The sequence below is a fragment of the Geodermatophilus africanus genome (assembly GCF_900107105.1).
Lineage (GTDB): Bacteria > Actinomycetota > Actinomycetes > Mycobacteriales > Geodermatophilaceae > Geodermatophilus > Geodermatophilus africanus.
The window spans coordinates 18,299-41,437 of record NZ_FNOT01000012.1 but is presented as its reverse complement, the minus strand read 5'-3'; the positions used below and the strand labels follow the sequence as shown (position 1 = coordinate 41,437).

Annotated in this window: 23 protein-coding genes and 1 tRNA gene; 10 read left to right on the top strand and 14 right to left on the bottom strand. The window is 73.0% G+C overall.

Translation table 11 applies throughout. From position 1 onward, the window contains the following. The first annotated feature begins 43 nt into the window (after positions 1–43). The 3 genes from orn (at position 44) to BLW63_RS18950 (ending at position 1,516) form a co-directional block, all read left to right on the top strand. Entirely contained in the window at positions 44–721 is a 678-nt protein-coding gene (gene orn, locus BLW63_RS18960) for an oligoribonuclease (RefSeq protein WP_091159727.1), read from the top strand. A 67-nt stretch (positions 722–788) separates the two neighbouring features. Further along, a tRNA-His gene (locus BLW63_RS18955) sits at positions 789–864 on the top strand. Between the two features lie 205 nt (positions 865–1,069). Beyond that, complete coding sequence (locus tag BLW63_RS18950; protein ID WP_091159724.1) at positions 1,070–1,516, top strand: hypothetical protein; 447 nt, start codon at positions 1,070–1,072, stop codon at positions 1,514–1,516. Here the strand turns inward: BLW63_RS18950 and BLW63_RS27450 are convergent. The 7 genes from BLW63_RS27450 to BLW63_RS18915 all read right to left on the bottom strand — a co-directional run bounded on the left by BLW63_RS27450 (position 1,459) and on the right by BLW63_RS18915 (position 8,974). Continuing rightward, entirely contained in the window at positions 1,459–1,980 is a 522-nt protein-coding gene (locus BLW63_RS27450; RefSeq protein ID WP_211517184.1) for an ABC transporter permease subunit, read from the bottom strand. The two genes, BLW63_RS18950 and BLW63_RS27450, sit on opposite strands and share 58 nt — an antisense overlap. Positions 1,981–2,313: 333 nt before the next feature. Continuing rightward, positions 2,314–3,270 carry an ABC transporter ATP-binding protein gene (locus tag BLW63_RS18940; RefSeq protein ID WP_091159721.1) on the bottom strand — a complete coding sequence of 319 codons (957 nt, stop codon included), beginning with the start codon at positions 3,268–3,270 and terminating at the stop codon, positions 2,314–2,316. Next, positions 3,267–4,292, bottom strand: coding sequence for an NAD(P)-dependent alcohol dehydrogenase (locus BLW63_RS18935; protein WP_091159718.1), 1,026 nt, complete (start codon positions 4,290–4,292; stop codon positions 3,267–3,269). Before BLW63_RS18935 ends, BLW63_RS18940 begins: the two co-directional genes overlap by 4 nt. Continuing rightward, complete coding sequence (locus BLW63_RS18930; protein WP_091159715.1) at positions 4,289–5,041, bottom strand: DUF4386 domain-containing protein; 753 nt, start codon at positions 5,039–5,041, stop codon at positions 4,289–4,291. The genes BLW63_RS18935 and BLW63_RS18930 overlap by 4 nt, the downstream gene beginning before the upstream one ends. A 29-nt stretch (positions 5,042–5,070) precedes the next feature. After that, positions 5,071–5,331 carry a hypothetical protein gene (locus BLW63_RS18925; protein ID WP_091159713.1) on the bottom strand — a complete coding sequence of 87 codons (261 nt, stop codon included), beginning with the start codon at positions 5,329–5,331 and terminating at the stop codon, positions 5,071–5,073. A gap of 139 nt (positions 5,332–5,470) precedes the next feature. Further along, positions 5,471–8,236 (bottom strand): winged helix-turn-helix domain-containing protein, encoded by a 2,766-nt coding sequence (locus BLW63_RS18920; RefSeq protein WP_091159710.1) that lies wholly within the window; start codon positions 8,234–8,236, stop codon positions 5,471–5,473. Positions 8,237–8,380: 144 nt separating this feature from the next. Continuing rightward, a complete protein-coding gene (locus BLW63_RS18915; protein ID WP_091159707.1) occupies positions 8,381–8,974 on the bottom strand; it encodes a helix-turn-helix domain-containing protein in 594 nt (197 codons plus the stop codon). Positions 8,975–9,066: 92 nt separating this feature from the next. On the opposite strand from BLW63_RS18915, the gene BLW63_RS18910 reads away from it, so the two are divergent. The 3 genes from BLW63_RS18910 (at position 9,067) to BLW63_RS18900 (ending at position 10,967) form a co-directional block, all read left to right on the top strand. Further along, positions 9,067–10,062 carry an NAD(P)/FAD-dependent oxidoreductase gene (locus BLW63_RS18910; protein WP_211517183.1) on the top strand — a complete coding sequence of 332 codons (996 nt, stop codon included), beginning with the start codon at positions 9,067–9,069 and terminating at the stop codon, positions 10,060–10,062. A 68-nt stretch (positions 10,063–10,130) separates the two neighbouring features. Continuing rightward, the gene (locus BLW63_RS18905; protein ID WP_211517182.1) at positions 10,131–10,379 is read left to right on the top strand and encodes a putative antibiotic biosynthesis monooxygenase; all 249 of its coding nucleotides are present in this window, start codon (positions 10,131–10,133) and stop codon (positions 10,377–10,379) included. 126 nt (positions 10,380–10,505) lie between these two features. Then, the gene (locus BLW63_RS18900; protein WP_091159702.1) at positions 10,506–10,967 is read left to right on the top strand and encodes a hypothetical protein; all 462 of its coding nucleotides are present in this window, start codon (positions 10,506–10,508) and stop codon (positions 10,965–10,967) included. Positions 10,968–11,676: 709 nt separating this feature from the next. On the opposite strand, the gene BLW63_RS18895 is transcribed toward BLW63_RS18900, so the two are convergent. The 7 genes from BLW63_RS18895 to BLW63_RS18865 all read right to left on the bottom strand — a co-directional run bounded on the left by BLW63_RS18895 (position 11,677) and on the right by BLW63_RS18865 (position 18,271). Next, positions 11,677–11,868, bottom strand: coding sequence for a hypothetical protein (locus tag BLW63_RS18895; protein ID WP_091159700.1), 192 nt, complete (start codon positions 11,866–11,868; stop codon positions 11,677–11,679). Between the two features lie 27 nt (positions 11,869–11,895). Next, positions 11,896–12,558: a potassium channel family protein gene (locus BLW63_RS18890; protein WP_091159698.1), complete on the bottom strand. Its 663-nt coding sequence runs from the start codon at positions 12,556–12,558 to the stop codon at positions 11,896–11,898. Continuing rightward, positions 12,551–13,852 carry a TrkH family potassium uptake protein gene (locus BLW63_RS18885; protein ID WP_091159941.1) on the bottom strand — a complete coding sequence of 434 codons (1,302 nt, stop codon included), beginning with the start codon at positions 13,850–13,852 and terminating at the stop codon, positions 12,551–12,553. The genes BLW63_RS18890 and BLW63_RS18885 overlap by 8 nt, the downstream gene beginning before the upstream one ends. Positions 13,853–14,240: 388 nt before the next feature. Continuing rightward, entirely contained in the window at positions 14,241–14,627 is a 387-nt protein-coding gene (locus BLW63_RS18880; RefSeq protein ID WP_091159696.1) for a DUF6394 family protein, read from the bottom strand. A gap of 76 nt (positions 14,628–14,703) precedes the next feature. Beyond that, entirely contained in the window at positions 14,704–14,907 is a 204-nt protein-coding gene (locus BLW63_RS18875) for a hypothetical protein (protein WP_091159693.1), read from the bottom strand. A gap of 155 nt (positions 14,908–15,062) precedes the next feature. Then, positions 15,063–15,737, bottom strand: a complete 675-nt coding sequence (locus BLW63_RS18870; RefSeq protein ID WP_091159690.1) for a response regulator — start codon at positions 15,735–15,737, stop codon at positions 15,063–15,065. Further along, positions 15,734–18,271 carry a sensor histidine kinase gene (locus BLW63_RS18865; protein WP_091159938.1) on the bottom strand — a complete coding sequence of 846 codons (2,538 nt, stop codon included), beginning with the start codon at positions 18,269–18,271 and terminating at the stop codon, positions 15,734–15,736. Before BLW63_RS18865 ends, BLW63_RS18870 begins: the two co-directional genes overlap by 4 nt. 336 nt (positions 18,272–18,607) lie before the next feature. On the opposite strand from BLW63_RS18865, the gene kdpF reads away from it, so the two are divergent. From kdpF to kdpC, 4 genes are read left to right on the top strand one after another with little or no spacing between them, the layout of a single operon-like run. After that, positions 18,608–18,700, top strand: a complete 93-nt coding sequence (kdpF, locus tag BLW63_RS26270) for a K(+)-transporting ATPase subunit F (protein ID WP_139263673.1) — start codon at positions 18,608–18,610, stop codon at positions 18,698–18,700. Continuing rightward, positions 18,697–20,355 carry a potassium-transporting ATPase subunit KdpA gene (gene kdpA, locus BLW63_RS18855; RefSeq protein ID WP_091159684.1) on the top strand — a complete coding sequence of 553 codons (1,659 nt, stop codon included), beginning with the start codon at positions 18,697–18,699 and terminating at the stop codon, positions 20,353–20,355. Before kdpF ends, kdpA begins: the two co-directional genes overlap by 4 nt. A 3-nt stretch (positions 20,356–20,358) precedes the next feature. After that, positions 20,359–22,401, top strand: coding sequence for a potassium-transporting ATPase subunit KdpB (kdpB, locus tag BLW63_RS18850; protein ID WP_091159681.1), 2,043 nt, complete (start codon positions 20,359–20,361; stop codon positions 22,399–22,401). Continuing rightward, on the top strand, positions 22,401–23,009 hold the full coding sequence (gene kdpC, locus BLW63_RS18845; protein WP_091159678.1) for a potassium-transporting ATPase subunit KdpC: 609 nt from the start codon (positions 22,401–22,403) through the stop codon (positions 23,007–23,009). Before kdpB ends, kdpC begins: the two co-directional genes overlap by 1 nt. Positions 23,010–23,139 lie beyond the last annotated feature (130 nt).

Here is a 23,139-nt window from a genome sequence, read left to right as displayed (position 1 = left end):
CCGTGCGGGCGGCCGCCTGGGGGTCGACGTAGGGTCGGAACCCGTGGCGGACAGCGCGGGACACCTGGTCTGGATCGACTGCGAGATGACCGGGCTGGACCTCACCCGGGACAAGCTCATCGAGGTCGCGGTGCTGGTCACCGACTCCGAGCTCAACGTCCTCGACCCCGGCCTGGACCTGGTCATCTCCGCCGACGACGACGCGCTCGAGACCATGGCCGACGTCGTGACCGAGATGCACGCCAAGTCCGGCCTCACCGAGGCGGTGCGGGCCTCGACGCTCACCGTCGCCGAGGCCGAGCAGCAGCTGCTGGCCTACCTGAGGCGGTTCGTGCCCGAGCGGCGGACGGCGCCGCTGTGCGGCAACTCGATCGGCACCGACCGCGGCTTCCTCGCCCGCGACATGCCCGAGCTCGACGACCACCTGCACTACCGGATGATCGACGTCTCCTCGATCAAGGAGCTGGCCCGCCGCTGGTTCCCGCGGGTCTACTTCGCCCAGCCGCAGAAGGGGCTGGCCCACCGCGCGCTGGCCGACATCATCGAGTCGGTGCGCGAGCTGGCGTACTACCGGCGGACGTTGTTCGTCGACGGCCCGGGCCCCTCGACGTCCCAGGCGCAGGCGGCCGCCGCGACGGTCACGGCGTCCTTCGCCGAGCTGTTCGCCGCCGAGGACGCCGGCGTGCCCCCGCAGGGACCCCCGGCCGCGTCGGACGCCTGAGGGTCTCCGGTATCGTGGTGCCGGTTCCCCGGACGATCCGCCGACGAGCGGCCGTCCGGGAGACGTGGTGGGTGTAGCTCAGCTGGTAGAGCACCAGGTTGTGATCCTGGGTGTCGCGGGTTCGAGCCCCGTCACTCACCCCACGAGGTGGAGGCCCTGGTCGGTTCGCTGACCAGGGCCTTCAGCCGTTCCGGCGCCGTCCGCGGCGGCCGCCGGACCCCCGCTGCCCCCTCGTCTGGGGGGGCAGATCGGGGGGCAGTGGCGGGGCGACTACGTACCGCGCGCAGCTCCCGACGGTGCGGCTGGTCCTTCCCGACCAACCGCACGCCGCACATCCCATGAACCCTCATGTCCCCGGGCCCGTGGATCGAGCAGCGCGGCCGCCGGCACCGCGTGTACTGGCGCAACGGCGTCGCCGGCCTGCCGGCGCGGTCCTATCTCCAGTTCTACGGCCGCGACGCGGCCGAGCAGTTCGTCGGCATGGCCGGCCTCGGTCTGCTCGGCCTGCACACCGCCTGCCAGGTACTCGACACCGACGACCCGCTGGAAGCCACCGCACTGCTCCAGGCGGCCTTGGCCGAGCGCGGTCTGGTGGAGACCGCTCTGCTCGAGTGCTGTCTGCCGAACGACACACGCGTCTCCGGAACGACAGTTGATCCCCAGAAGCGCCACCGAGGCCCCAGCCGGCGCCGGCTGGGGCCTCGGGGGTCACGCGCGCCCGCCGCGAGACGCCGCGGTCAGGCGTCCCGGTGGCGGAGCACCACCGCCCCGGCGACGAGCGGAACGACCGCGTAGGCGGCGATGACCAGCAACCCGGTGACCGCGCTGAGCTCCTCGCCCGCCGAGGACAGTGAGTCCTCGCCGCCGCCGAGGAAGGCTCCCGATGCCGGCAGCGGCAGGTAGTCCACCACCGTCTGCACCCAGTTCAGGCTGATGAAGCTGAGCACGCCAGGCAGGAGCAGGAGCACGGTCAGCGCCACGGTGATGGCACCGGTGCTCGAGCGCAGCAGCGTGCCCACGCCGAGCGCGAACAGGCCGGCGGCCACCAGGAAGTACACCGTGCCGCCGAACACCTGCCAGGTCCGCGCTTGGTCGAGGGCGGGAACGAGGTCGAGGTCGGCCAGCAGCGGCATCGTCACGACGTAGGCCAGGGCGATGCTCACTGTGGCGATCACCACTGTCAGGACGGCCAGCACGATCGCCTTCGCGGCGAGCACCGGCACGCGGGTCGGCACCGCGGCCAGCGTCGAGCGGATCATGCCGGTGGAGTACTCCCCGGTGATCAGTAGCGCCCAGCACGGCGATGGTCAGCATGCCCATCTGGAAGCCGCCAGAGACCACCTCGGCGCCGGTGGCGGTCGCGGGTCCGGACGCCGTGGGCGGGTCGGCGGCCACGGCGTCGAGGGAGAAGGCCACGGCGAGCGAGATGCCGGTGATCAGGAGGATGGTGGCGGCCAGCACCCACCAGGTGGAGCGCAACGACAGCAGCTTGATCCACTCTCCCCGCAGGGTTCCGGCGAAGGTGGCATGGGCCGGTACGGCGGCCTGGAAGATAGGCCCACGCTCGGTGGCCGGAGCGGCGACGGTGGTGCTCATCGGTTCGTCCCCTTCGAGGCAGCGGTGGACGGCGGAGCGGTACTGCGGGTGGCGGTGGAGCGGTACTCGACCGCGTCCTGGGTGAGGCTCATGTAGGCCTCCTCGAGGCTGGCGCTGCGCGGGCTGAGCTCGTGCAGGGCGATGCCGTGCGCGCAGGCGATGTCGCCGACGCGGGCGGCGTCGATGCCGCCCAGCTCGAGGACGCCGGGCTCCGGGGAGCTGACAACGGCCCCGTCGGCGGCGACGAGTGCGGCGAGGTCGGCCGCGTGCGGGCTGCGCACCCGCACCGCCGCCCCGGACACCGAGTCGATCACCTGCTGCACCGGGCCGGCGGCCAGGATGCGGCCGCGGCCGATGACCAGCAGCTGGTCGGCGGTCTGCGCCATCTCGCTCATCAGGTGCGAGGAGAGGAACACGGTGCGGCCCTCCTCGGCCAGCGACCGCACCAACCGGCGCACCCACTGCACGCCCTCCGGGTCCAGGCCGTTGACCGGCTCGTCGAGGATGAGCGTGCGCGGGTCACCGAGCAGCGCGGAGGCGATCCCGAGGCGCTGACCCATGCCCAGGGAGAACCCGCCGACCCGCTTGCCGGCGACCGTGGCCAAGCCGGTCATCTCGATCACCTCGGACACCCGCGAGGCCGGGATGTGGTGTGTGGCGGCCATCGTGCGCAGATGGAAGCGGGCGCTGCGGCCGGGGTGCACCGCCTTCGCATCCAGCAGCGCCCCGGCCTCGGACAGCGGGGAGCGGTGCTCGGCGTAGGGCTTGCCGTTGACCGTCACGGTGCCCGACGTCGGCCGGTCCAGGCCCATGATCATCCGCATCGTGGTGGACTTGCCCGCACCGTTCGGCCCGAGGAACCCGGTGACCGAGCCGGGGGCGATGGTGAAGCTGACGCCGTCGACGGCGGTCTTCCCGCCGTAGCGCTTGGTCAGCTCCTGCGCCTCGATCATGACGATGCCTCCCCGGTCTGCTGGGCGGTGGACTTCGGCGCCGGCTCCTCGTCGGTGAGGCGAAGGACGACGTTGCCGCGCTTGCGGCCGGTGTCGACGTAGCGATGCGCCTCCGCGACGTCGGCGAGGTCGTAGGTGCGGTCGCGGACCGCCTGGAAGGAGCCGGCCTCGGCGAGGTCGACCAGGAACGCGAGGTCCTCGGCGGTGGGCCTGCCGACGTCGGCGGTGACCAGGTGGCCGGTCCGCCGGCTGCGCAGCGGTGCGAGCAGCAGCCCGGGTAGGTCGGTGATCACCAGCAGCAGCGCACCGCCCGGCTTCAGCAGGTGCCGCACGCGCTCGAACGGGTCGTTGCCGACGCAGTCGACGATCACGTCGTAGCTGGCCGGCCCGGCCGTGAAGTCCTCGGTGGTGTAGTCGATCACCCGGTCGGCGCCCAGCGAGGTGACCAGCTCGCGGTTCCCCCCGCTGCAGACGCCGGTCACGTGCGCGCCGGCGTATGCGGCCAGCTGCACCGCCGCCGTGCCCACCGCGCCGGATGCCCCGTTCACCAGGACCGCCGCGCCCGGTGCCGGGTGGGCCTGCTGCAGGAAGCACCGGGCGGTCAGTCCGCCGAAGACCAGCGTCACCGCGTTCTCGAACGACATGTTCCGCGGCTTGTGCGCGATCGCCGCGCCGCCTGGCACCCGGGCGTACTCGGCGTGGCCGCCGAAGTAGGCGCCGGTCATCGCGATCACCTCGTCGCCCTGCCCGAAGGCGGTGACGTTCGCCCCGACGGCCTCGACGACGCCGGCGACGTCGAAACCGAGCACTGGCCGCTTCGGCCGGAACAGCCCAATCCCCATGGCGGCGAGCAGGCCGAGCCCGCGGGGCACCTCGCGACTGCGGGCTCGGTGGTCGGCGGCGCTGACGGTGCTCGCGTGCACACGGATCAGGACGTCGTCGGTACCGACCGTCGGCCGCGGGACCTGGTCGACCCGGACTGTGTCCGGCCCGCCGAAGCGGCGATAGACCGCGGCCCTCATCGGACGGCCTCCACGGGCGGCAGGGCGGCGACGGCGGAGGGCCGGAACCCGCGGACGATCAGGTAGATGCCCAGCGACAGCTCCCAGAAGAAGATCGGCGCCAGGGCGATCACCGACCACATCGTGGAGTCGTCGTTGACACCGTAGACCGTCGCGATCTTGGCCGCGAGGAGCAGCGGGGCTCCGATGAGGCCCATCACCGGGATGACGCGCGGAACCAGGCCGGAGCGATACATGAGGCTGCCGAGCAAGAGGGCGTTCACCGCCGCCAGGAAGCCCGGACCGAGATGGAACGTGAAGTCGCGGACCGCGACGAGTGATGCGGCAGTGGTGGACAGAGAGTCCGTGTCGACGCCGGGCGCTGCGGCGAACTCCTTTCGCAACGTCACGATCGCGAGGAGGCTGACGACACCGATGACGATGATCGCGGCTTCGAGCAGGCGGGAGGTGACGAAGCCGAGCGCCAGAGTCCTGTTCTGCCGCCGCACCACCGGGAACAACACGACCGCGGTGCCGATGCCGGCGATGGCGGTGACCACGTCGAGCAGGCCGCCGGTGATGACGCGCGCGTCGGACCCTGAGCCCAGGACGTAGTCCGGGTTGTTGAGGACGGGGGCAAGGAAGTAGAAGGCGGCAGGGATCGAGGCAGCGAAGGTGATGACGTACAGCAGGCCGCCGAGGAATGCGGTCTGTCGCATCGCGTCCGTCGCGGGTCGGGTCGTCGCGGCGGGAGGTGAGCTGATGCTCATGGCGGGGTCCCTTCGGGTGTGGTGGCGGGTCAGGTGGTGACGGTGCGCGGGTGCTCCGCGTCGAGCGGGGTGACCGAGAGCAGCGGCAGCCCGAGGTCGCGCACCTTCTGCAGCAGGCCGTGCAGCGCGGCCTGGTCGGTCACTGGGCCGCGCAGGGCGGTGGTGCCGTCGTCGGCGGTGGTGAGGGTCATCCCGTCGAACCAGGCGGTCCATCGCGGGTCGAGGCGGCCGCGCAGCCGGATCTCGTAGCGGCTGGGGCTGGGCGGAGGGCCGCCGGTGGTCTTGGTCATCGGGTCCCCCTGTCCGGGCCGGCGGCAGCGGTGCGGCCCGGTGTTCCGGCGTTCGTTTCGGTGCGGACGAAACGTAGGAACGGGAGTGGTGAGAGCGGATCACCATGTGTGGTGATCCGGGTGGTGATTCGAGCCGGGCCTACCGGTCGGCCACCGCGCGGCCGGAGCGGGGGTCGGGCCGGGCCAGCAGGTTGAGTTCCTCGCCGCGGCGGACCGCGGCGCGGCGGCTGTTCACCCCGAGCTTGGCGTAGAGGTTCTTGGTGTGCGTGCGCAGGGTGTTCAGCGAGACGAACAGCTCGCGGGCGATGCCGGGGCCGTCCAGATCGGTGGCCAGGAGGCGCAGCACCTCGAGCTCGCGGGCGCTCAGCGGCTCGACCGGGCCCCGCGGCGCCGGAATGCCGCCGCCGGCCGGGGCGCCGGCGCTCACCAGCCGACGAACGTAGCCGGGCGCGGCCCCCTGCCGCGCGCACGCCTGCAGCAGCGCGGCCAGCGGCGGCCCCTCGTCGACGAAGATCCGCACGTAGCCTTCGGGCTCCGCGAGCTGCAGCGCGCGCTCCAACGCGCCGAGCGCGCCGGGGACGTCGCCCTGGTGCTGGTGGGCCAGCGCCCGCAGCACGAGCAGCTCGATGACCGTGCCGGCCCGTCCGCCGTCCCGCGCAGCGGCCAGCAGGCGATCCAGGAGCCCGGTAGCCTGCTGCAGCGGAGTCCGGTCGCCGGACGTGGCGTGCTCGGCCAGCAGCGCCCGGGCCAGCGTGACGTGCTCGAACTCGCGCAGGTAGGACAGGTCGTCGGCGGGGTCCAGCCCGCCCTGGCGGGTCCAGTCGAACGCCTTGCCGAGCTGACCCTGGGCCAGCCACACCCGCGCGCGCAGCGCCGCGATCGGCCGCACGTCGGGGAACATGTCGCTAACGAAGCACCGCTCGGCCTCGTCGAGCAGCTCGACGGCGCCGTCGAGGTCTCCCTCGGCCTCCCGCAGCCGGGCCATCGCCACCCGCCAGCGGTGCCGATTCTGCGGCAGGCCGGCGTGCTCGCCGAGCTGCGTGCTGGCGGCCAGGTGCTCCCGCGCGGTCTCCAGCTCGTTGCGTTCCCGACACAGCTCGCTGAGCCCCACGTGCATGTCGGCCGCGCCGCGGAGCGTGTGAGAGCCGTGGCGTGCCGCTACGGCCAGCCCGTCCTGGTAGGTGGCCATCGCGTCGCCGAGCCGGCCCTGCGCGATGCGGATGTCGGCCAGCGCGAGGGAGACGCCGAGGGTGTCGGAGTGGTGCCCGGCCCACTCCAGCTGGGCGCGTGAGTCGCTCCACCACCGGTAGGCGGCCGTCAGCTCGCCGCTGCTCCAGTGCGCCAGCCCGAGCAACCCGGCGGCGGACCCGCGGACCAGGTGGTCGTGAGGGTCGGCAAAGTTGAGCAGGCGCTGCGCGTGGGTCATCGTGCCGGCCAGGTCGCCGGTGATCCGGGCCTGCGCGGCCCGGTAGACCGCGACCTGGCTGCGCACGGCCCGCACAAGCGCCGGGTCCTCCGCGCCCGTGGCGGCCGGCGTTGTGTCCGGAGGGGCGGCGTCGGCGGGCGCCACCGAGTCCAGCCAGCGCTCGGCGTCGCGCAGGTGCTCCTCCACCCCATCCAGCTCGCCGTGCACCAGGATGGCGCCCGCGTAGCCGGCGCGCAGCACCGGCCGATTGCGCAGCACGTGCTCGGGCAGCTGCTTGAACCAGTGGCGCAGCGTGGTGTCGTGGCGGTTCTGCCGCGCCGACGGCATCGCACGCTCGACCAGGTCGGCGGCCCGCTCGGCATCCCCGCCGGCCAGCGCGTGCCGGATCGCTTCGGACGGCTCACCGTGCTCGGCGTGCCAGCCGCTGGCCCGCCGGTGCAGCTCGGACACGCGGTCGGGCTGCTCGGCCAGCAGCCGCGCGTGCAGCACGTCGGCGAACAGGTGGTGGTAGCGGTACCAGCTGCGGCGGTCGTCCAGCGGGACCAGGAACAGGTTCGCCCGCTCGAGGCCCGCCAGCATCGGCCGGCCGCCGTCCCGGCCAACCACGGCGTCGCAGAGCGGGCCGGTCAGGCGGTTGAGGATGGAGGTCCGCAGGAGGAAGTGCTGAACGTCGTCGGGCTGGCGCTGCAGGACCTCCTCGGCGAGGTAGTCGACGATGTAGCGGTCGTCGCCGGCGAAGCCGGCGATGAAGCCGGCGGGGTCGTCGCGGCCCTGCATGGACAGCGCGGCCAACTGCAGCGCGGCGATCCAGCCCTCGGTGCGCGCCTCCAGCGCCGCACTGTGTTCGGCGGTCAGGGCCAGCCCCATCGCCTCGTTGAGGTAGGCCGCGGCCTCCTCGGCGGTGAAGCGCAGCTCGTCGGCGCGGACCTCGACGAGCTCGCCGCGCCCCCGCCACCGGGCCACGGGCAGGGCCGGGTCAGCGCGGGTGGCGATCACCAGGTGTACGTGCGGGGGCAGGTGCTCCACCAGGAAGGCCATCCGCTCGTGGATCTCCGGCGTGGCGATGGCGTGGTAGTCGTCCAGCACCACGACCAGGTCGTCGGGGGCCGCGTCGAGCTCGTTGACCAGGGTCGCGAGCACCTCGTCGAGCGACGCGTGCGGCTCCCGCAGCAGCGCGAACGCGCCAGCTGCCACGCCAGGTACCGCCGTCTGCAGCGCGGCGATGAGGTAGGTCCAGAACGTGTTCGGGTCGTTGTCCCGGTCGTCGAGGGACAGCCATGCTGTCGATCGCCGGTCGGCGGTGGCCAGCCACTCGGTGAGCAGGGTGGTCTTGCCGAACCCGGCCGGGGCTGACACGAGGGTCAGCGCCACGTCGCCGCCCCGGTCGAGCCGCTCGCTGAGCCGGGGGCGGGCCACCAGTCCTCGGCGTCGCCGCGGCACGTGCAGCTTCGTGGTGAGCAGGGGGGCCGTGACGACCACCTCCCTCGAGGGTCAGGCCCCGGGGTGTCGCCACCGCCCCGATGTCAGCCGTCCGCGTCGCCGGCACGTGCCGTCGCCTCGGCGGACGCATCGTGGCAGTCGGATACGGACGGTGTCGATGCTCTTCGCTCCACCCCAGCACGATCAGGGGCGGTCGGCCCGCCGAGGTGCGGCGCGGACGTGGATGCGTTCCCCCTGACGGCCCAGCAGGCTGAGGATCTCCACCGGCTGGTCGTCGGCGGGCCCGAACCAGTGCGGCAGCCGGGTGTCGAACTCGGCGACCTCGCCGGGGCCCAGGGTGAGGTCGTGGTCGGCCAGGATCAGCCGCACCCGTCCGGCGAGCACGTAGAGCCATTCGTAGCCCTCGTGGGTGCGCAGCTCGGGCTCGCCCGGCTCGGGCGGGATGATCGTCTTCCAGGCCTGCAGCCCGCCGGGGTTGCGGGTCAGCGGCACCACGATGCGGCCGTTGCGCTGCCGCGGGGTGAAGCGGACCCGCGGGTCACCGACCTCCGGGGCGCCGATCAGCTCCTCCAGCGGGATCCGGTGCGCCTGCGCGATCGGCAGCAGCAGCTCCAGGCTGGGCTTGCGCTGCCCGGACTCCAGCCGGGACAGGGTGCTCTTGGAGATGCCGGTGGCCGCAGCCAGCTCGGTCAGGGTGATGTCGCGCTGGGTGCGCACCCGCTTCAGCCGCGGCCCCACCTCGGCCAGCGCCGCCGCGATCGCCGCCGAGTGCCGCATGCCGGCCAGCCCACCAGCCGTTCCCGGAAATGGCAACGATCGTTGTCGCGGACGGGCCGGCCCGGCGAACCTTCGCCGCGGAGGTGATCGCCATGGAGGCGAAGGTTCACGACGTGGTAGTGGTCGGCGGCGGCGCGGCCGGGCTGAGCGCGGCACTGGTGCTCGGCCGGGCGCGGCGCCGGGTCGCGGTGGTTGACGCCGGGGCGCCGCGCAACGCGCCCGCGGCGCACATGCACGGCTTCCTGTCCCGCGACGGGATGCCGCCGGCCGACCTGCTGGCCGCCGGACGGGCCGAGATCGCCGGCTACGGCGTCGAACTCGTGGCCGACCGGGTGGTCGGCATCGAGCCAGGCTTCTTCGTCCGGCTCGCCGGCGGCCGGGTGCTCCGGGCTCGGCGGATCCTGCTCACCACCGGGGTCCGCGACGAGCTGCCCGACATCCCCGGCGTCCGCGAGCGGTGGGGCCGGGATCTGCTGCACTGCCCGTACTGCCACGGGTGGGAGGTCCGCGACTCCCCGCTCGGCGTGCTGAACACCGGCCCGGGTGCGGTCGCGCACGCGCAGCTGATCCGCCAGTGGTCCGACGACGTGGTCTTCTTCGCCCACACCTCCGCGCTGACCGCCCTGGAGCGGGTCGCGCTGCGGGCGCGCGGAATCCAGGTCGTGCTCGGTGAGGTGGCCCGGCTGGTCGTGGAGGCCGACCGGCTGACCGGCGTCCAGCTGGCCGACGGCCGGGTGGTGCCGCGGACCGCGGTGTTCCTCCGCCCCGGCAACACCCCACCCCCCGACGGCCTGCTGGCCGGGCTGGGCTGCCGGACCGACGACGCCGGGTTCGTCACCGTCGACGCGACCGGCCGGACCAGCACCGCGGGAGTCTGGGCGGCCGGCAACGTCGTCGACCCGCGCGGGCAGGTCATCGCCGCGGCCGGCGCAGGGAACACCGCCGGGATCGCGATCAACGCCGACCTGGTCGCCGAGGACATCGAGCGCGCGGTCGACGAGCACCACACGGCCGGCGGCGTCTTCTCCGCCGCGGCGGAGGCCCGCCTCACCGCCGCCGTGCTCGCCGAACGCCGGCACGGCCTCTAGCCGCATCCACCCCATCTCCGTGACCGGCGACCGGCCGGTGCCGGCCCGACACCCACGAGGAGAACCCCTTGCCCACCCACCCCGCGCACCGCACGCCCACGCCGGTCCCGCCGCCGTCGAAGCACCAGCTGGCGTTGATGATCTGGCTCGCCGTGCTGCCGACCCTGATCGTGCTCAACCTCGCGCTGAGCAGCCTGCTCACCGGCACCCCGGTCGTGCTGCGCACCGTCATCGTCGCCACCCTCGCGGTCCCGATCGTCATGTACGGCCTCATGCCGCGCCTGCACCGGCTCCGCGCCCGCCAACCCGCCCACTGATCCCGGCCGCCGCGCCGAAATCACCACGCCTTCTCACATCGTGTGGTGATCCGCGCTCACCGCGACCGCTCCTAGCTTCAGCGACGCCCGCGGAAGTCGCCGCGACACCGACCCGAGGAGACCGCCGTGACCGTCGCCCGCACCGCCCTCGACCCAACGGGCAAGGCCGCCACCCCCGCGGACCTGCCGACCTGGCGGCTGAACCTGATGCGGATCGGCTACCTGGTGATGGGCGTCGGTCTCGCCCTGGTGAAGTGGCCGATCGTCATCGGCTACGACCGCGACTTCCCGCTGTACGAGGGTGTCGTCGCCGTCCTGCTCACCGCCATGTCGCTGCTGGCGCTCCTCGGACTGCGCTACCCGGTGCGGCTACTGCCGATCCTGCTGTTCGAGACCCTGTGGAAGGTGATCTGGCTGTCCGTCGTGGCGCTGCCCGCGGTGCTCGCCGGCGACGTTGACCCGGCCATGAGCGAGATCATCGTCAGCTTCGCGCCGGTCATCATCATCGTGGCCGTCACGCCCTGGCGGTACGTCTGGCAGCGGTACGTCACGGCGAAGGGCGACCCGTGGCGCGGGACGACCGTCTGATCCCGACTGCCCCCACCGACCTCCCGCAGCTACGCCCGGGTCTGCCAGCCAGCCCGGCCTCGGGCTCGCCCTCCGCCGGGGTCTGGTCGTCGTTGTCCATCGTCACGGTCGCCCGGTGACGCAGTGGTCGAACAGGGTCAGCAGCGGGCAGTCCGCCGGCCCGTTGCGAAGCACCGACATGATGCGCTGCCGGCGGAGCGCCGGGCGCATGTGCGCCGGGACCGCCACTCGCCCGTGGGCAGCCGCAGTTGCGTGCCGTCGGTGGTAAGGATGCCGGCGTGCACGTCACCGAGGCGGTGCGAGGTAGGCAACAGTTCGACCATCGCGTCCTCCGCGGGGCGGGAGGTGTCGCGTCCGGCGGGCGCACCGCCGCCCGGGCTGGGGGGCAAAGGGGGCGCCCAGGACCCGCTCAGGGACGCTCAGGGACGCTCAGGGCGTCCGGCGGGGCCGCTATCCTGCGCATTCGCCGGGCCACCAGGCCCGGGACCGGCCTCACCCGCGGGTTCGAGCCCCGTCACTCACCCCACCGGGAGGCCCCGGTCAGGCGACTGACCGGGGCCTCCATCCGTTCCGGCGCCGTCGACGACGGTCGCCGGCACCCCGCCCCTCGTCAGGAGGAAGTCGCGAGGCAGCCGCGCCACCCCGCGATGGTCTCCGCCGTCGGCCCTGAGCACCCGATGATGTAGAGAGACCCGCCGCGCGGACCGGGTCAGGGCAGCAGCTCGCTCGCTCCGACGATCAACGCCAGGCCGCCGAGCGCGAGCGCCAGGCGCTTGCCGCCCTTCGCGAAGGTGTGCTCCTCGGGCAGGGCGGCGTACTGCAGGTAGCCGGCGTACACGGCCGCCACGACGCCGACGACGATCAGGACGACGGCGAGCGCGACACGCACCGGCTCACCCATGGCGGGCAACGGTGCCGCGGCCGCTGCTCACTGCAGCTCCACGAACCGCTCGACGTCCGTCGGGCGGCCGCCGATGACGATGACGCTGCCGTAGGTGAGCACCGTGTCATAGTCCGCATGCGTGAACGACGTGGCGTTCTCCGGTCTGACCGACACCACGGTGACGCGATGCTTCTTGCGCAGGCCGGACTGCCCCAGTGGCACCCCGACCAGTTCCCGCGGCGGCTTGGTCTTGGCGAACACCCACTCGGGGTCCAGTTCTACCCAGTCCAACAGCCGGCCGGCCACCAGGTGCGCGATCCGCTCGCCCATGTCCTGCTCGGGGAAGACGACGTGGTGGGCGCCGATGCGCTCGAGGATGGTCGCCTGCTGGCGGTTGACGGCCTTCGCCCAGATGTCGCGGATCTCCAGCTCGGCCAGCAGCGCGGTGGTGAGGATGCTGGCCTCCAGGTCGTTGCCGATGGCCACGACGACCCGGTTGAAGTCGGTGATGCCGATCTCCGTGAGCGCGTCGGGGTCGGTGGAGTCGGCGACGACGACCTGGCCCAGCTGGCCGGACAGCTTCTGGACGACGTCGGGCCGGTGGTCGACGGCGAGCACCTCGGTGCCGCCGCGGGCCAGCTCGAGTGCCAGGGCGCGGCCGAACCGGCCCAGGCCGATGACGGCGACGGGGTCCTTGTGGCTAGCCAACGATGGTCCTCTCTTCGGGGAGCTGGTGACGGCGGGCGCGCTCGCGCAGCGCCAGCCCGGATGCCAGGGTGAGCGGCCCGATCCGGCCGACGTACATGAGCAGCACGAGCAGCACCTGCCCGGCCGGCGGGATGTCGGCGGTGATGCCGGTGGACAGGCCGACGGTGGAGAACGCGGAGATCACCTCGAACAGCACCTGGTCGAAGGTGAAGTCGGTGAGCGCCTCCATCAGGAAGGTGGCGACGGCGATCACGCCGATGGCCAGCAGCGCGATGGCCAGCGCCTGCCGTTGGTTGGTGCCCGGCACCTTGCGGCGGCCGACCTCGACGTCGGGGTCGCCGCGCATCTCGGCCCACAGCACGTAGGCCAGCAGGCCGAAGGTGGTGACCTTGATGCCGCCGGCGGTGCCGGCGGACCCGCCGCCGATGAACATGAGCGCGTCGGTGAGCAGCAGCGTCTCGGGCTGGTAGGCGGCGATGTCGAGGTTGTTGAACCCGGCGGTGCGCGGCATGACCGCCGCCGTGAACGCGGCCAGCACCTTCGCGCCGGTGCTGAGCGGGCCGAGAGTGCCGGGGTTGCCGCTCTCGGCCACGAGGAAGCCGACGGTGCCGACGACGAGCAGGGCGCCGGTGACGACGACGGTGATCCGTGTCAACACGGACCAGGTCTTCGGCGTGCGCCACTCGCGGGCCAGCTCGAAGACGACCGGGAAGCCGAGCCCGCCGACGATGATGGCGGCGCAGATGGTCAAGCTGATCCACGGGTCAGCGACGTACTGCACGAGGTTGTCGGCCTCGAGGCCGAACCCAGCGTTGTTGAACGCGGAGATGGCGTGGAACACCCCGTAGTACGCCGCTGACGGCAGCGACTGGCCGTAGCCGGTGGCGAAGCGGACCGCCAGCACGGCGGCGACCACCGCCTCGGTCGCCAGGCTGAACACCACGACGGTGCGGACGACCCGGCGGACGTCGGCCGCGGACAGCGCCTTCGTCTCCGCCTGCGCGATCAGCCGCGCCCGCAGCCCCAGCCGCCGGGACAGCAGCAGCGCCAGCAGGCTGGCCAGCGTCATGATCCCCAGCCCACCGGCCTGGATGCCCAGCAGGATCACGGCCTGCCCGAACCCGGACCAGTAGGTGCCGGTGTCCACGGTGACCAGCCCGGTCACGCACACCGCTGACGTTGCGTGGAACAGCGCGGTGAGGAAGTCCGCGCGTCCCGGACCGGCGGTGGCGATCGGCAGCGACAGCAGCCCAATGCCGACCGCGACCGCGGCGGCGAAGGCGACGGCGATCACTCGCCCCGGATGCCGGAAGCCGCGGGCGGGGTGCGGGTGGCCGGCCCTGCCGCCGATCACCGGCGTCCCCGTGGGTCGGCCGGTCGGCTACCACGGCTCACGAGCACGGCGTCACGGCGACACGTCGCCAGCCAGCCGCTGAGGTGCCGCCGCCGCGCGGCGACGCCGGGGCGCACGCGGCACATCCCGGGCCGCGTCGTTCGATCCACCGCCCAGCGCGGACGAACCCCCGGCATCCCGCCTCTCCCCTGCTGTTCGTCGTGACCGGCGGTCGGGCAACGCCGCCCACGGCGCTCCCGGCCGGGCACGCCGGCGCTCCTGCCGAACCCGGCTTCGCGCGGACCTCCTTCGATCGGCGGAGGACGACCGGCGCGCACCGCGCCACCACTTACCGCCGCGGTCTGGAGACCACCTCGACGACGAGGATCGTGACGGAGACGAGGTTGGCCAGGAGCGCACCGCCGGAGAGCGACACGACGACTGCTGTCGTCGCCGCGGTCATGCCCCCGGTCGAGAGGAGGACGGCGTAGCCGAGGACCGCGAGGGCCGCAAGCAGCTGCAGGTCGGCGACCAGACTCGTCGCCAGGTGCACGGCACCCAGCTGCGTGCGGTCGCCCCACTTGAGCATCGTGGTGAGCAGGTTGACCGTCACCGCGGCGATCAGCCCGGCCGGGTGGTGCACCGTGGGATCGCTGATGTCGCCGACGAAGTAGCCGAAGTTCAGCGTTGCCGCCAGCACGACGAAGAAGCCGAACACCACCTCCCGCAGGTCCACCCGACCTCCTCATCTCGCCTCACGGTCCGATGTGGCGACGACCGTGCGTCCTGGCGCGGGGCGCGGTCGTGCGCGGTCAGCCGCCGACATGGATGCCCGACCGGCGGGCCGGATCCGGTTCGGCCTCGCGGATGATCTCCCGTACCACCGGTGGGGTGTCGCCGCGGCCGAGCAGCAGGTACCGGAACAGGTGCCCGAGCGGGTTGCCCTCCGACCACTCGAAGTGCGCGTGCGGCCGGATGCCCCTGACGAGCCCCGGTCGAGCTCCCGTATCGGGCACAGCTCCGGGCGAGCCCACGGTCACCGTCTCCCGTCCGTCTCGGCGGCCGACGACATCGCAGGCCTGCGTCCACGATGCGCGGCGGACGGCGGAGGCGCTGATGACGGGCCCGTTCTTGACATTTTCTTAGCGCCGGCTGCCGTTCGGGGCGGTCGTCAGGGCGTGAAGCGGTACCCCATCCCAGGTTCGGTGCGCAGGTAGCGCGGGTGGGCCGGATCCGGTTCCAGCTTGCGTCGCAGTTGGGCCAGGTAGACGCGCAGGTAGTGGGTCTCCTTCTCGTACGCCGGGCCCCAGACCGACTGCAGCAGCTGACGCTGGGCGATCAACCTCCCCGGGTGCCGGACCAGGGCCTCCAGCAGTCCCCACTCCGTCGGGGTCAGGCGCACCGGGGTGCCGTCCACCGTGACCTGACGGTCGGCCAGGTCGACGGTGAAGTGGTCGGTCGTGACGACGGGCTCGGCTGCTTCGCTGGGCCCCCGGCGCAGCGCCGCGCGCAGCCGGGCGAGCAGCTCGCCCATGTCGAAGGGCTTGGTCACGTAGTCGTCGGCACCGGCGTCGAGCGCGTGCACCTTGTCCTGGCTGTCCGCGCGGGCGGAGAGCACCAGCACCGGGCCGGTGTACCAGGGGCGGAGGCCGGCGAGCACCTCCGTGCCGTCGAGGTCGGGCAGGCCGAGGTCCAGCACGACGACGTCCGGGTGGACCGCTGCAGCCTGCTGCAGGGCCGTCCGGCCGTCGGGAGCCGTGTCGACGTCGTGCCCGGCCGCGCGCAGCGTGATCCGCAGCGCGCGCAACAGCTGCGGATCGTCGTCGATCACCAGCACCCGGGTCATCGGGCGCTCGCGGGTACCGGCGTCGGCACGGTGTCCGAGCGGGCGTCGGCCGGGCCGAGGGACACCACCATCGTGACCCCGCCGCCAGGGGTGTCCTCGACGATGAGCGTGCCGCCCATCGCCTCGGTGAGCCCGCGGGCGACGGCCAGGCCCAGACCCACGCCCTGGCCGGAGGGTTTGTCGCCCAGCCGCTGGAAGGCCTCGAAGACCCGGTCCCGGTCCGCGATCGGGATCCCCGGTCCCTGGTCGGTCACCCGGAGCTCGACTCGTCCGTCCACGCCGCCGCCCGACACGGTGATGGGCCCGCGGGGAGCGTGCCGTGCGGCGTTGCCGACGAGGTTGGCGACGATGCGCTCGAGGAAACCGGGGTCGGCGAGGACGGGGGGCAGGTCGTCGGACCAGTCCAGGTGCACCCGCGCCTGCTCGTCGGCGTCCAGCCAGGACATCGCGCGGGTGACGACGTCGGGCAGGTCCGACGGGCCCAGGGCCGGAGTGACCGCGCCGGCCTGCAGCCGGCTCATGTCGAGCAGGTTGTCCACGAGGGCGGCGAGCCGGTCGGCGGAGGCGTCCACCGTCTCCACGAGTTCGGCGCGGTCGGCGTCGGTCAGATCGAGATCCGTCGACCGCAGCGCCGAGGAGGCCGCCTTGATGCCGGCCAGCGGGGTGCGCAGGTCGTGGCTGACCGCGGCCAACAGGGCGGTCCGCATGCTGTTGGCCGCCGCCAGGCGATCGGCCTCGGCCGCCTGCGCGGTCAGCCGGCCCTGCTGGAGCGCCACTGCGGCCTGCTCGGCGAAGGCGACGAGCACCCGGCGGTCGCCGGCGGACAGGGGGCGCCCGCAGAGCCGCAGCACCAGGGAGTCGGTGATGGCGACCTCGTCGGTGGTCCGCGGGGTGGGATCGCCGCAGGAGCCGACCGTCCGCTCACCGCCGTCCGTGCCCTCGACCATCGACACCGACGTCAGACCGAACGCCTCACGGATCTGCTCCAACAGCGTCGGCAGCCCCCGTTCACCGGCGAGAACCGACCGGGACAGCGAGGCCAGCATCGCCGTCTCGGCCCGGGACCGCGCGGCGTCGGCTGCCCGGCGGGCCGACCGGTCGACGACGGTGGCCACCGCGACCGCGGTGAGCAGGTAGGCCACGAGGGCCAACAGGTTGTCGACGCGGTCCACGTGCAGCCGCCCGGTGGGCGGGGTGAAGAACCAGTTCACCGACAGGTTGCTCACCACCGCGGCGGCCAGCGCCGGCCACAGCCCCCCGACCAGCGCGACGGCGACGACCAGCAGCAGGAACACGAGCATGACGCTGGCCAGGGACAGTGCGGCCGAGCTGGCCAGGCACACGGCGGTGAGCGCCGGGATGCCGACGGCGGTCAGGGCGAGGCCCAGCCAGCGGCGACGGGGGTCCACCGAGCCGGTCAACGGCGGCAGGCGCAGCCCCCGACCGCCGGCGGCCGCGTGGGTGACCAGGTGGACGTCGATCTCGCCGGAGTGCGCCACCACCTCCGCGCCGATCCCCGACCGGACCGCCCGGGCCAGCCGGGCGCGCCGGCTGGTGCCGATGACCAGCTGGGTGGCCCCGGCGGCGCGGGCGAAGTCCAGCAGCGCGCGCGGGATGTCGTCGCCCACCACTTGGTGGAAGCTGCCGCCGAGGTCCTCGACCAGTTGCCGCTGCCGCTGCAGGGCCGTGGTCGAGGCGCCGGCCAGCCCGTCGCCGGCGAGCACGTGCACCGCGAGGAGGTCGATCTCGCTGCCGCGGGCGGAGCGGGCGGCGATCCGGGCGGCGCGCCGGATCAGGGTCTCTCCTTCCGGCCCGCCGGTGAGGGCGACGACCACCCGTTCCCGCGCCTCCCACACGTGGTCGATGGCGTGCTCGGTCCGGTAGCGCCGCAGCCCCTCGTCCACCCGGTCCGCGAGCCACAGCAGGGCGAGTTCGCGCAGCGCCGTGAGGTTGCCGATCCGGAAGTAGTTCCCCATCGCCGCGTCGATCCTCTCGGCGGCGTAGACGTTGCCGTGCGCCAGCCGGCGGCGCAGCGCCTCCGGGGACATGTCGACCAGCTCGATCTGGTCGGCCCGGCGCACCACGGCGTCGGGCACCGTCTCCCGCTGCGGCACGCCGGTGATCTGCTCGACCACGTCGTTGAGGCTCTCGAGGTGCTGCACGTTCACCGTGGTCAGCACGCTGATCCCGGCGTCCAGCACCTGCTCGACGTCCTCCCAGCGCTTGGCGTGCCGGGAACCGGGCGCGTTGGTGTGCGCGAGCTCGTCGATGACCACGAACTCGGGACGGCGGGCCAGCACGGCGTCGACGTCGAGCTCGAGGAGGGTGGCCCCGCGGTAGGTGACCTCGGCGCGAGGAAGGACCTCGAGCCCCTCCAGCTGCTCGGCCGTGTGAGCACGACCGTGGGTCTCCACCAGACCGACGACCACGTCGGTTCCCCGGGACAGCCGACGGTGCGCCTCACCCAGCACGGCGAAGGTCTTCCCGACGCCGGGGGCGGCGCCCAGGTAGATGCGCAGGATCCCGCGTGGCATGCCGTCCATGATCGCCCCGAACCGGCCCGCTGCCGGTTGCTCCGGTCGTCAAGGTCTCGTCAGAGATCGGCGCCTCCCCCACAGGACGCGTGTCGGGACGCGGGAGCGCTCGTCGTGTCAGGGCTGCGTCAAGGACGGGTCGAGGGGCGTCAGGAAGCCGTCAGGGCCGGCGTCGGGAGCGCCCGACCCTCCTAGCGTCCGGCTCTGCGGACGGCGGCGAGTCGTCCGCCCGGGATCGGATCGAGGGTGTGCGGCCGTGGCCGACGTGGTGTTCGTGGTCCTGACGCTGGCGGTCTTCGGACTGCTGGTGCTGGCGCTGCGCGGGGTGGAGCGGCTGTGAGCGTGCTCGACGTCGTGGGGTTGGTGGTCGCGGCCGGGCTGGTGCTGTACCTGCTGGCGTCCCTGCTCTTCCCGGATCGGTTCTGTTGAGCGCCGCGGCGGCCGGCTGGCTGCAGGTCGCGCTCCTCGTGGCGGCGCTCGTGGCGGTGCACCGCCCGCTGGGCGATTGGATGGCGCGGGTGTTCACCACCGACCGGCACTGGCGGGTGGAACAGCTGGTGTACCGCGCGGTGAGCGTGGACGCCGACAGTGAGCAGCGCTGGCCGGTCCACCTGCGCAGCGTGCTCGCCTTCTCCGTCATCGGCGTCCTGTTCCTGTACCTCCTGCAGCGGGTGCAGTTGTGGCTGCCGCTGTCCAACGACATGACGGCCGTCGAGCCCGGCTCGGCCTGGAACACCGCCGTCAGCTTCGTGACCAACACGAACTGGCAGGGCTACAGCGGTGAGTCCACGATGGGCCACCTGGTCCAGATGGCCGGGCTGGCGGTGCAGAACTTCGTCTCCGCGGCGACCGGAATCGCGGTGGCGATCGCAGTGGTGCGCGGCTTCGCCCGCACGCGGACCGACCGGCTGGGCAACTTCTGGGTCGACCTGACCCGCGCGGTCACCCGCATCCTGCTGCCGCTTTCCATGATCGGCGCCGTCGTCCTCGTCCTGGGCGGCGTGGTACAGAACCTGTCCTCCGGGACGGAGGTGAGCACGCTGGCCGGTGCGACGCAGTTCCTGCCCGGCGGCCCGGTCGCCTCGCAGGAGGCGATCAAGGAGATCGGCACCAACGGCGGCGGGTTCTACAACGCCAACTCCGCGCACCCGTTCGAGGGCCCGACCGCTTGGGTCTCCCTGTTCCAGGTCTTCCTGCTGCTGCTGATCCCGTTCGCGCTGCCGCGCACGTTCGGGCGGATGGTGGGCGACCAGCGCCAGGGCTACGCGATCCTCGGCGTGATGGCCACGCTGGCCACCGCCTCGATCACGCTGGTCAGCTGGTTCGAGGCGCGGGCCGGCGGCACGGCGACGCAGCTCGCCGGGGCCGCGATGGAGGGCAAGGAGGTGCGCTACGGCGAGCCGCTGTCGGCGCTCTTCGGAGCAGCGACGACGCTGACCTCGACCGGCGCGGTCAACTCGCTGCACGACAGCTACACCCCGCTCGGCGGCGGCGTCGTGCTGCTGAACATGATGCTCGGTGAGGTCGCGCCGGGCGGCGTCGGCTCGGGTCTGTACGGGATGCTCGTGCTGGCCGTCGTCGCCGTCTTCGTCGCCGGCCTCATGGTCGGCCGGACGCCGGAGTACCTCGGCAAGCGGCTGGGCCGGCGGGAGATGACGCTCGCCTCGCTGTACCTGCTCGCCACGCCCGCCCTGGTGCTCATCGGCACGGCGGTGGCGATCGCGGTGCCCGCCGGGCAGGCGTCCTTGCTCAACGAAGGCCCGCACGGGCTCTCCGAGGTGCTCTACGCCTTCACGTCCGCGGCGAACAACAACGGCTCGGCGTTCGCCGGCCTCTCGGCCAACACGCCGTTCTTCAATGTGGCCCTCGGGCTGGCGGTGGCGTTCGGCCGGTTCCTGCCGATCGTGCTGGTCCTGGCCCTGGCCGGACGGCTGGCCGCGCAGGGCCGCACCGCGGTCACCGCCGGCACCTTTCCCACGCACCGCCCGCTGTTCGTCGGACTGCTCACCGCCGTGACGCTCGTCGTCGTCGGCCTCACCTTCTTCCCGGCGCTCGCGCTGGGACCGCTCGCCGAAGGGCTCTGAGAAGTGACCTCCACGACGGGCCCCGTCCCCGCGTCCACCCTGTCCCTGCTCAGTGCGGGCCAGCTCGGCCCGGCGGTCGCCGGTGCCGTCCGCAAGCTGGACCCGCGCGGCCTGGTGCGCCAACCGGTCATCCTCGTGGTCTGGGTCGGCTCGGTCTTCTCCACCGTCCTGGCCGTCCTCGACCCGACCCTGTTCGGCTGGTTGATCGCCGGCTGGCTGTGGCTGACTGTGCTGTTCGCCAACCTGGCCGAGGCCGTGGCGGAGGGGCGCGGCAAGGCGCAGGCCGCCACGCTGCGCAAGGCACGGACGACAACCGTCGCCCACCTGCTCGACGGCCGTGAGGTGCCCGCCGCCGGCCTGCAGCCCGGCGACACCGTGGTCGTCGTCGCCGGCCAGGTCATCCCCGGCGACGGCGACGTCGTCGAGGGCATCGCCAGCGTCGACGAGTCGGCCATCACCGGCGAGTCGGCCCCGGTGATCCGCGAGTCCGGCGGCGACCGATCGGCCGTCACCGGCGGCACCACGGTGCTTTCGGACCGGATCGTCGTGCGGATCACCAGCAGGCCCGGCGAGACCTTCGTCGACCGGATGATCGCCCTGGTGGAGGGCGCCGCCCGGCAGAAGACGCCCAACGAGATCGCGCTGAACATCCTGCTCAGCTCGCTGACCGTCGTGTTCCTCCTCGCTGTCGTCACCCTGCAGCCGCTGGCGATCTACTCCGGCGCCCGGCAGGACACCGCCGTCCTCATCGCGCTGGTCGTCTGCCTCATCCCGACCACGATCGGGGCGCTGCTGTCGGCCATCGGCATCGCCGGCATGGACCGGCTCGTGCAGCGCAATGTGCTGGCGATGAGCGGCCGCGCGGTGGAGGCGGCCGGCGACGTCGGCACGCTGCTGCTCGACAAGACCGGCACCATCACGCTGGGCAACCGGCAGGCGACCGAGTTCCTGCCCGTCGGCGGTGCCGACGAGAAGGAGTTGGCCGACGCCGCCCAGCTCGCCTCGATTGCCGACGCCACCCCCGAGGGCCGCAGCGTGGTCGTCCTCGCGAAGACGGCCTACGGGCTGCGGGAGCGCTCAGACCTCCCAGGTGCTCGCTTCGTCGCCTTCACCGCGCAGACCCGGATGAGCGGGGTCGACCTGCCGGACGGGCGGCAGCTGCGCAAGGGCGCGGCAGCCGCGGTCACCGGCTGGGTGCGCGCGCAGGGCGGGACCGTCGCGCCCGAGGTCGGCCAGGTCGTCGACGCGATCGCCGGCTCCGGCGGCACTCCCCTGGCACTGGCGGCGTGCGACGACGCCGGCGCCCGGGTGCTCGGGGTCATCCACCTCAAGGACGTTGTCAAGGAGGGCATGCGCGGGCGGTTCGACCAGCTGCGCCGCATGGGCATCCGCACCGTCATGATCACCGGGGACAACGAGCGCACCGCCCGGGCGATCGCCGACGAGGCCGGCGTGGACGACGTGCTGGCCGAGGCCACCCCGGAGGACAAGCTCGCCCTCATCCGGCGCGAGCAGGACGGCGGCCGGCTGGTCGCCATGACCGGCGACGGCACCAACGACGCCCCGGCCATGGCGCAGGCCGACGTCGGGGTCGCGATGAACACCGGGACGACCGCGGCGAAGGAGGCCGGCAACATGGTCGACCTCGACTCCAACCCGACGAAGCTCATCGAGATCGTCGAGATCGGCAAGCAGCTGCTGATCACCCGCGGATCGCTGACCACCTTCTCCATCGCCAACGACCTGGCCAAATACTTCGCGATCCTGCCGGCCATGTTCGCCGGCGCCTTCCCGACGCTCGACGCGCTCAACGTGATGCGGCTGTCCTCGCCGCAGTCGGCGATCCTCTCGGCCGTCGTCTTCAACGCGCTGATCATCGTGGCGCTGGTGCCGCTGGCCCTGCGCGGCGTCCGGTACACCCCGGCGTCGGCCTCGGCGATGCTGCGCCGCAACCTGCTGGTCTACGGCGCCGGCGGCGCGGTGCTGCCGTTCGTCGGGATCAAGCTCATCGACCTGCTCGTCAGCCTCCTCCCCGGGATCGCGTGATGTCCGCTCCCCTGTCCCGCACCGGTCGGCAGTACGTGGCCGCCGCTCGGGCCCTGCTCCTGGCCACCCTCGTGCTCGGCCTGGTCTACCCGCTGGCCGTGACCGGGCTGGCGCAGGTGCTCGCACCTGGCCAGGCCGACGGGTCGCTGGTCAAGGCCAACGGCGCGGTCGTCGGCTCCTCGCTCATCGGGCAGGCCTACAGCGACGCCGACGAGGATCCGCTGCCGCAGTACTTCCAGCCCCGCCCGTCGGCGTCGGAGTACGACGGCACGGCCTCCGGCGGCTCCAACCTCGGCCCGAACTCACCGGAGCTGGCCGCGCTGGTCGAGGAGCGGCGCACCGCCGTGGCCGCCCTCAACAGGGTCGACCCCGCCGACGTGCCGCCGGACGCGGTGACCGCCTCGGCCTCCGGTCTCGACCCGCACATCTCCCCGGCCTACGCCGCCATCCAGGTCGACCGGGTCGCCGCGATCCGCGGACTGCCAGCCGCGGAGGTGGCGAGCCTGGTGGCTCAGTACACCTCGGGCCGGGACCTCGGGTTCATCGGTGCCCCCCACGTCAACGTCGTCCAGCTCAACCTGGCGCTGGACGGACTGGGCGAGGCCTGAGTTCCGCTCCCGCCGCAGCTGACCCTGACTGGTCGTCGACGACCAGTCAGGGTCAGTGGCGGCGCGTCGCATTTCGGGGTGCGGGCCGGTGCGCGCTCAGCTGCGCCCAGCCGGCGATCATCTCCGCCGA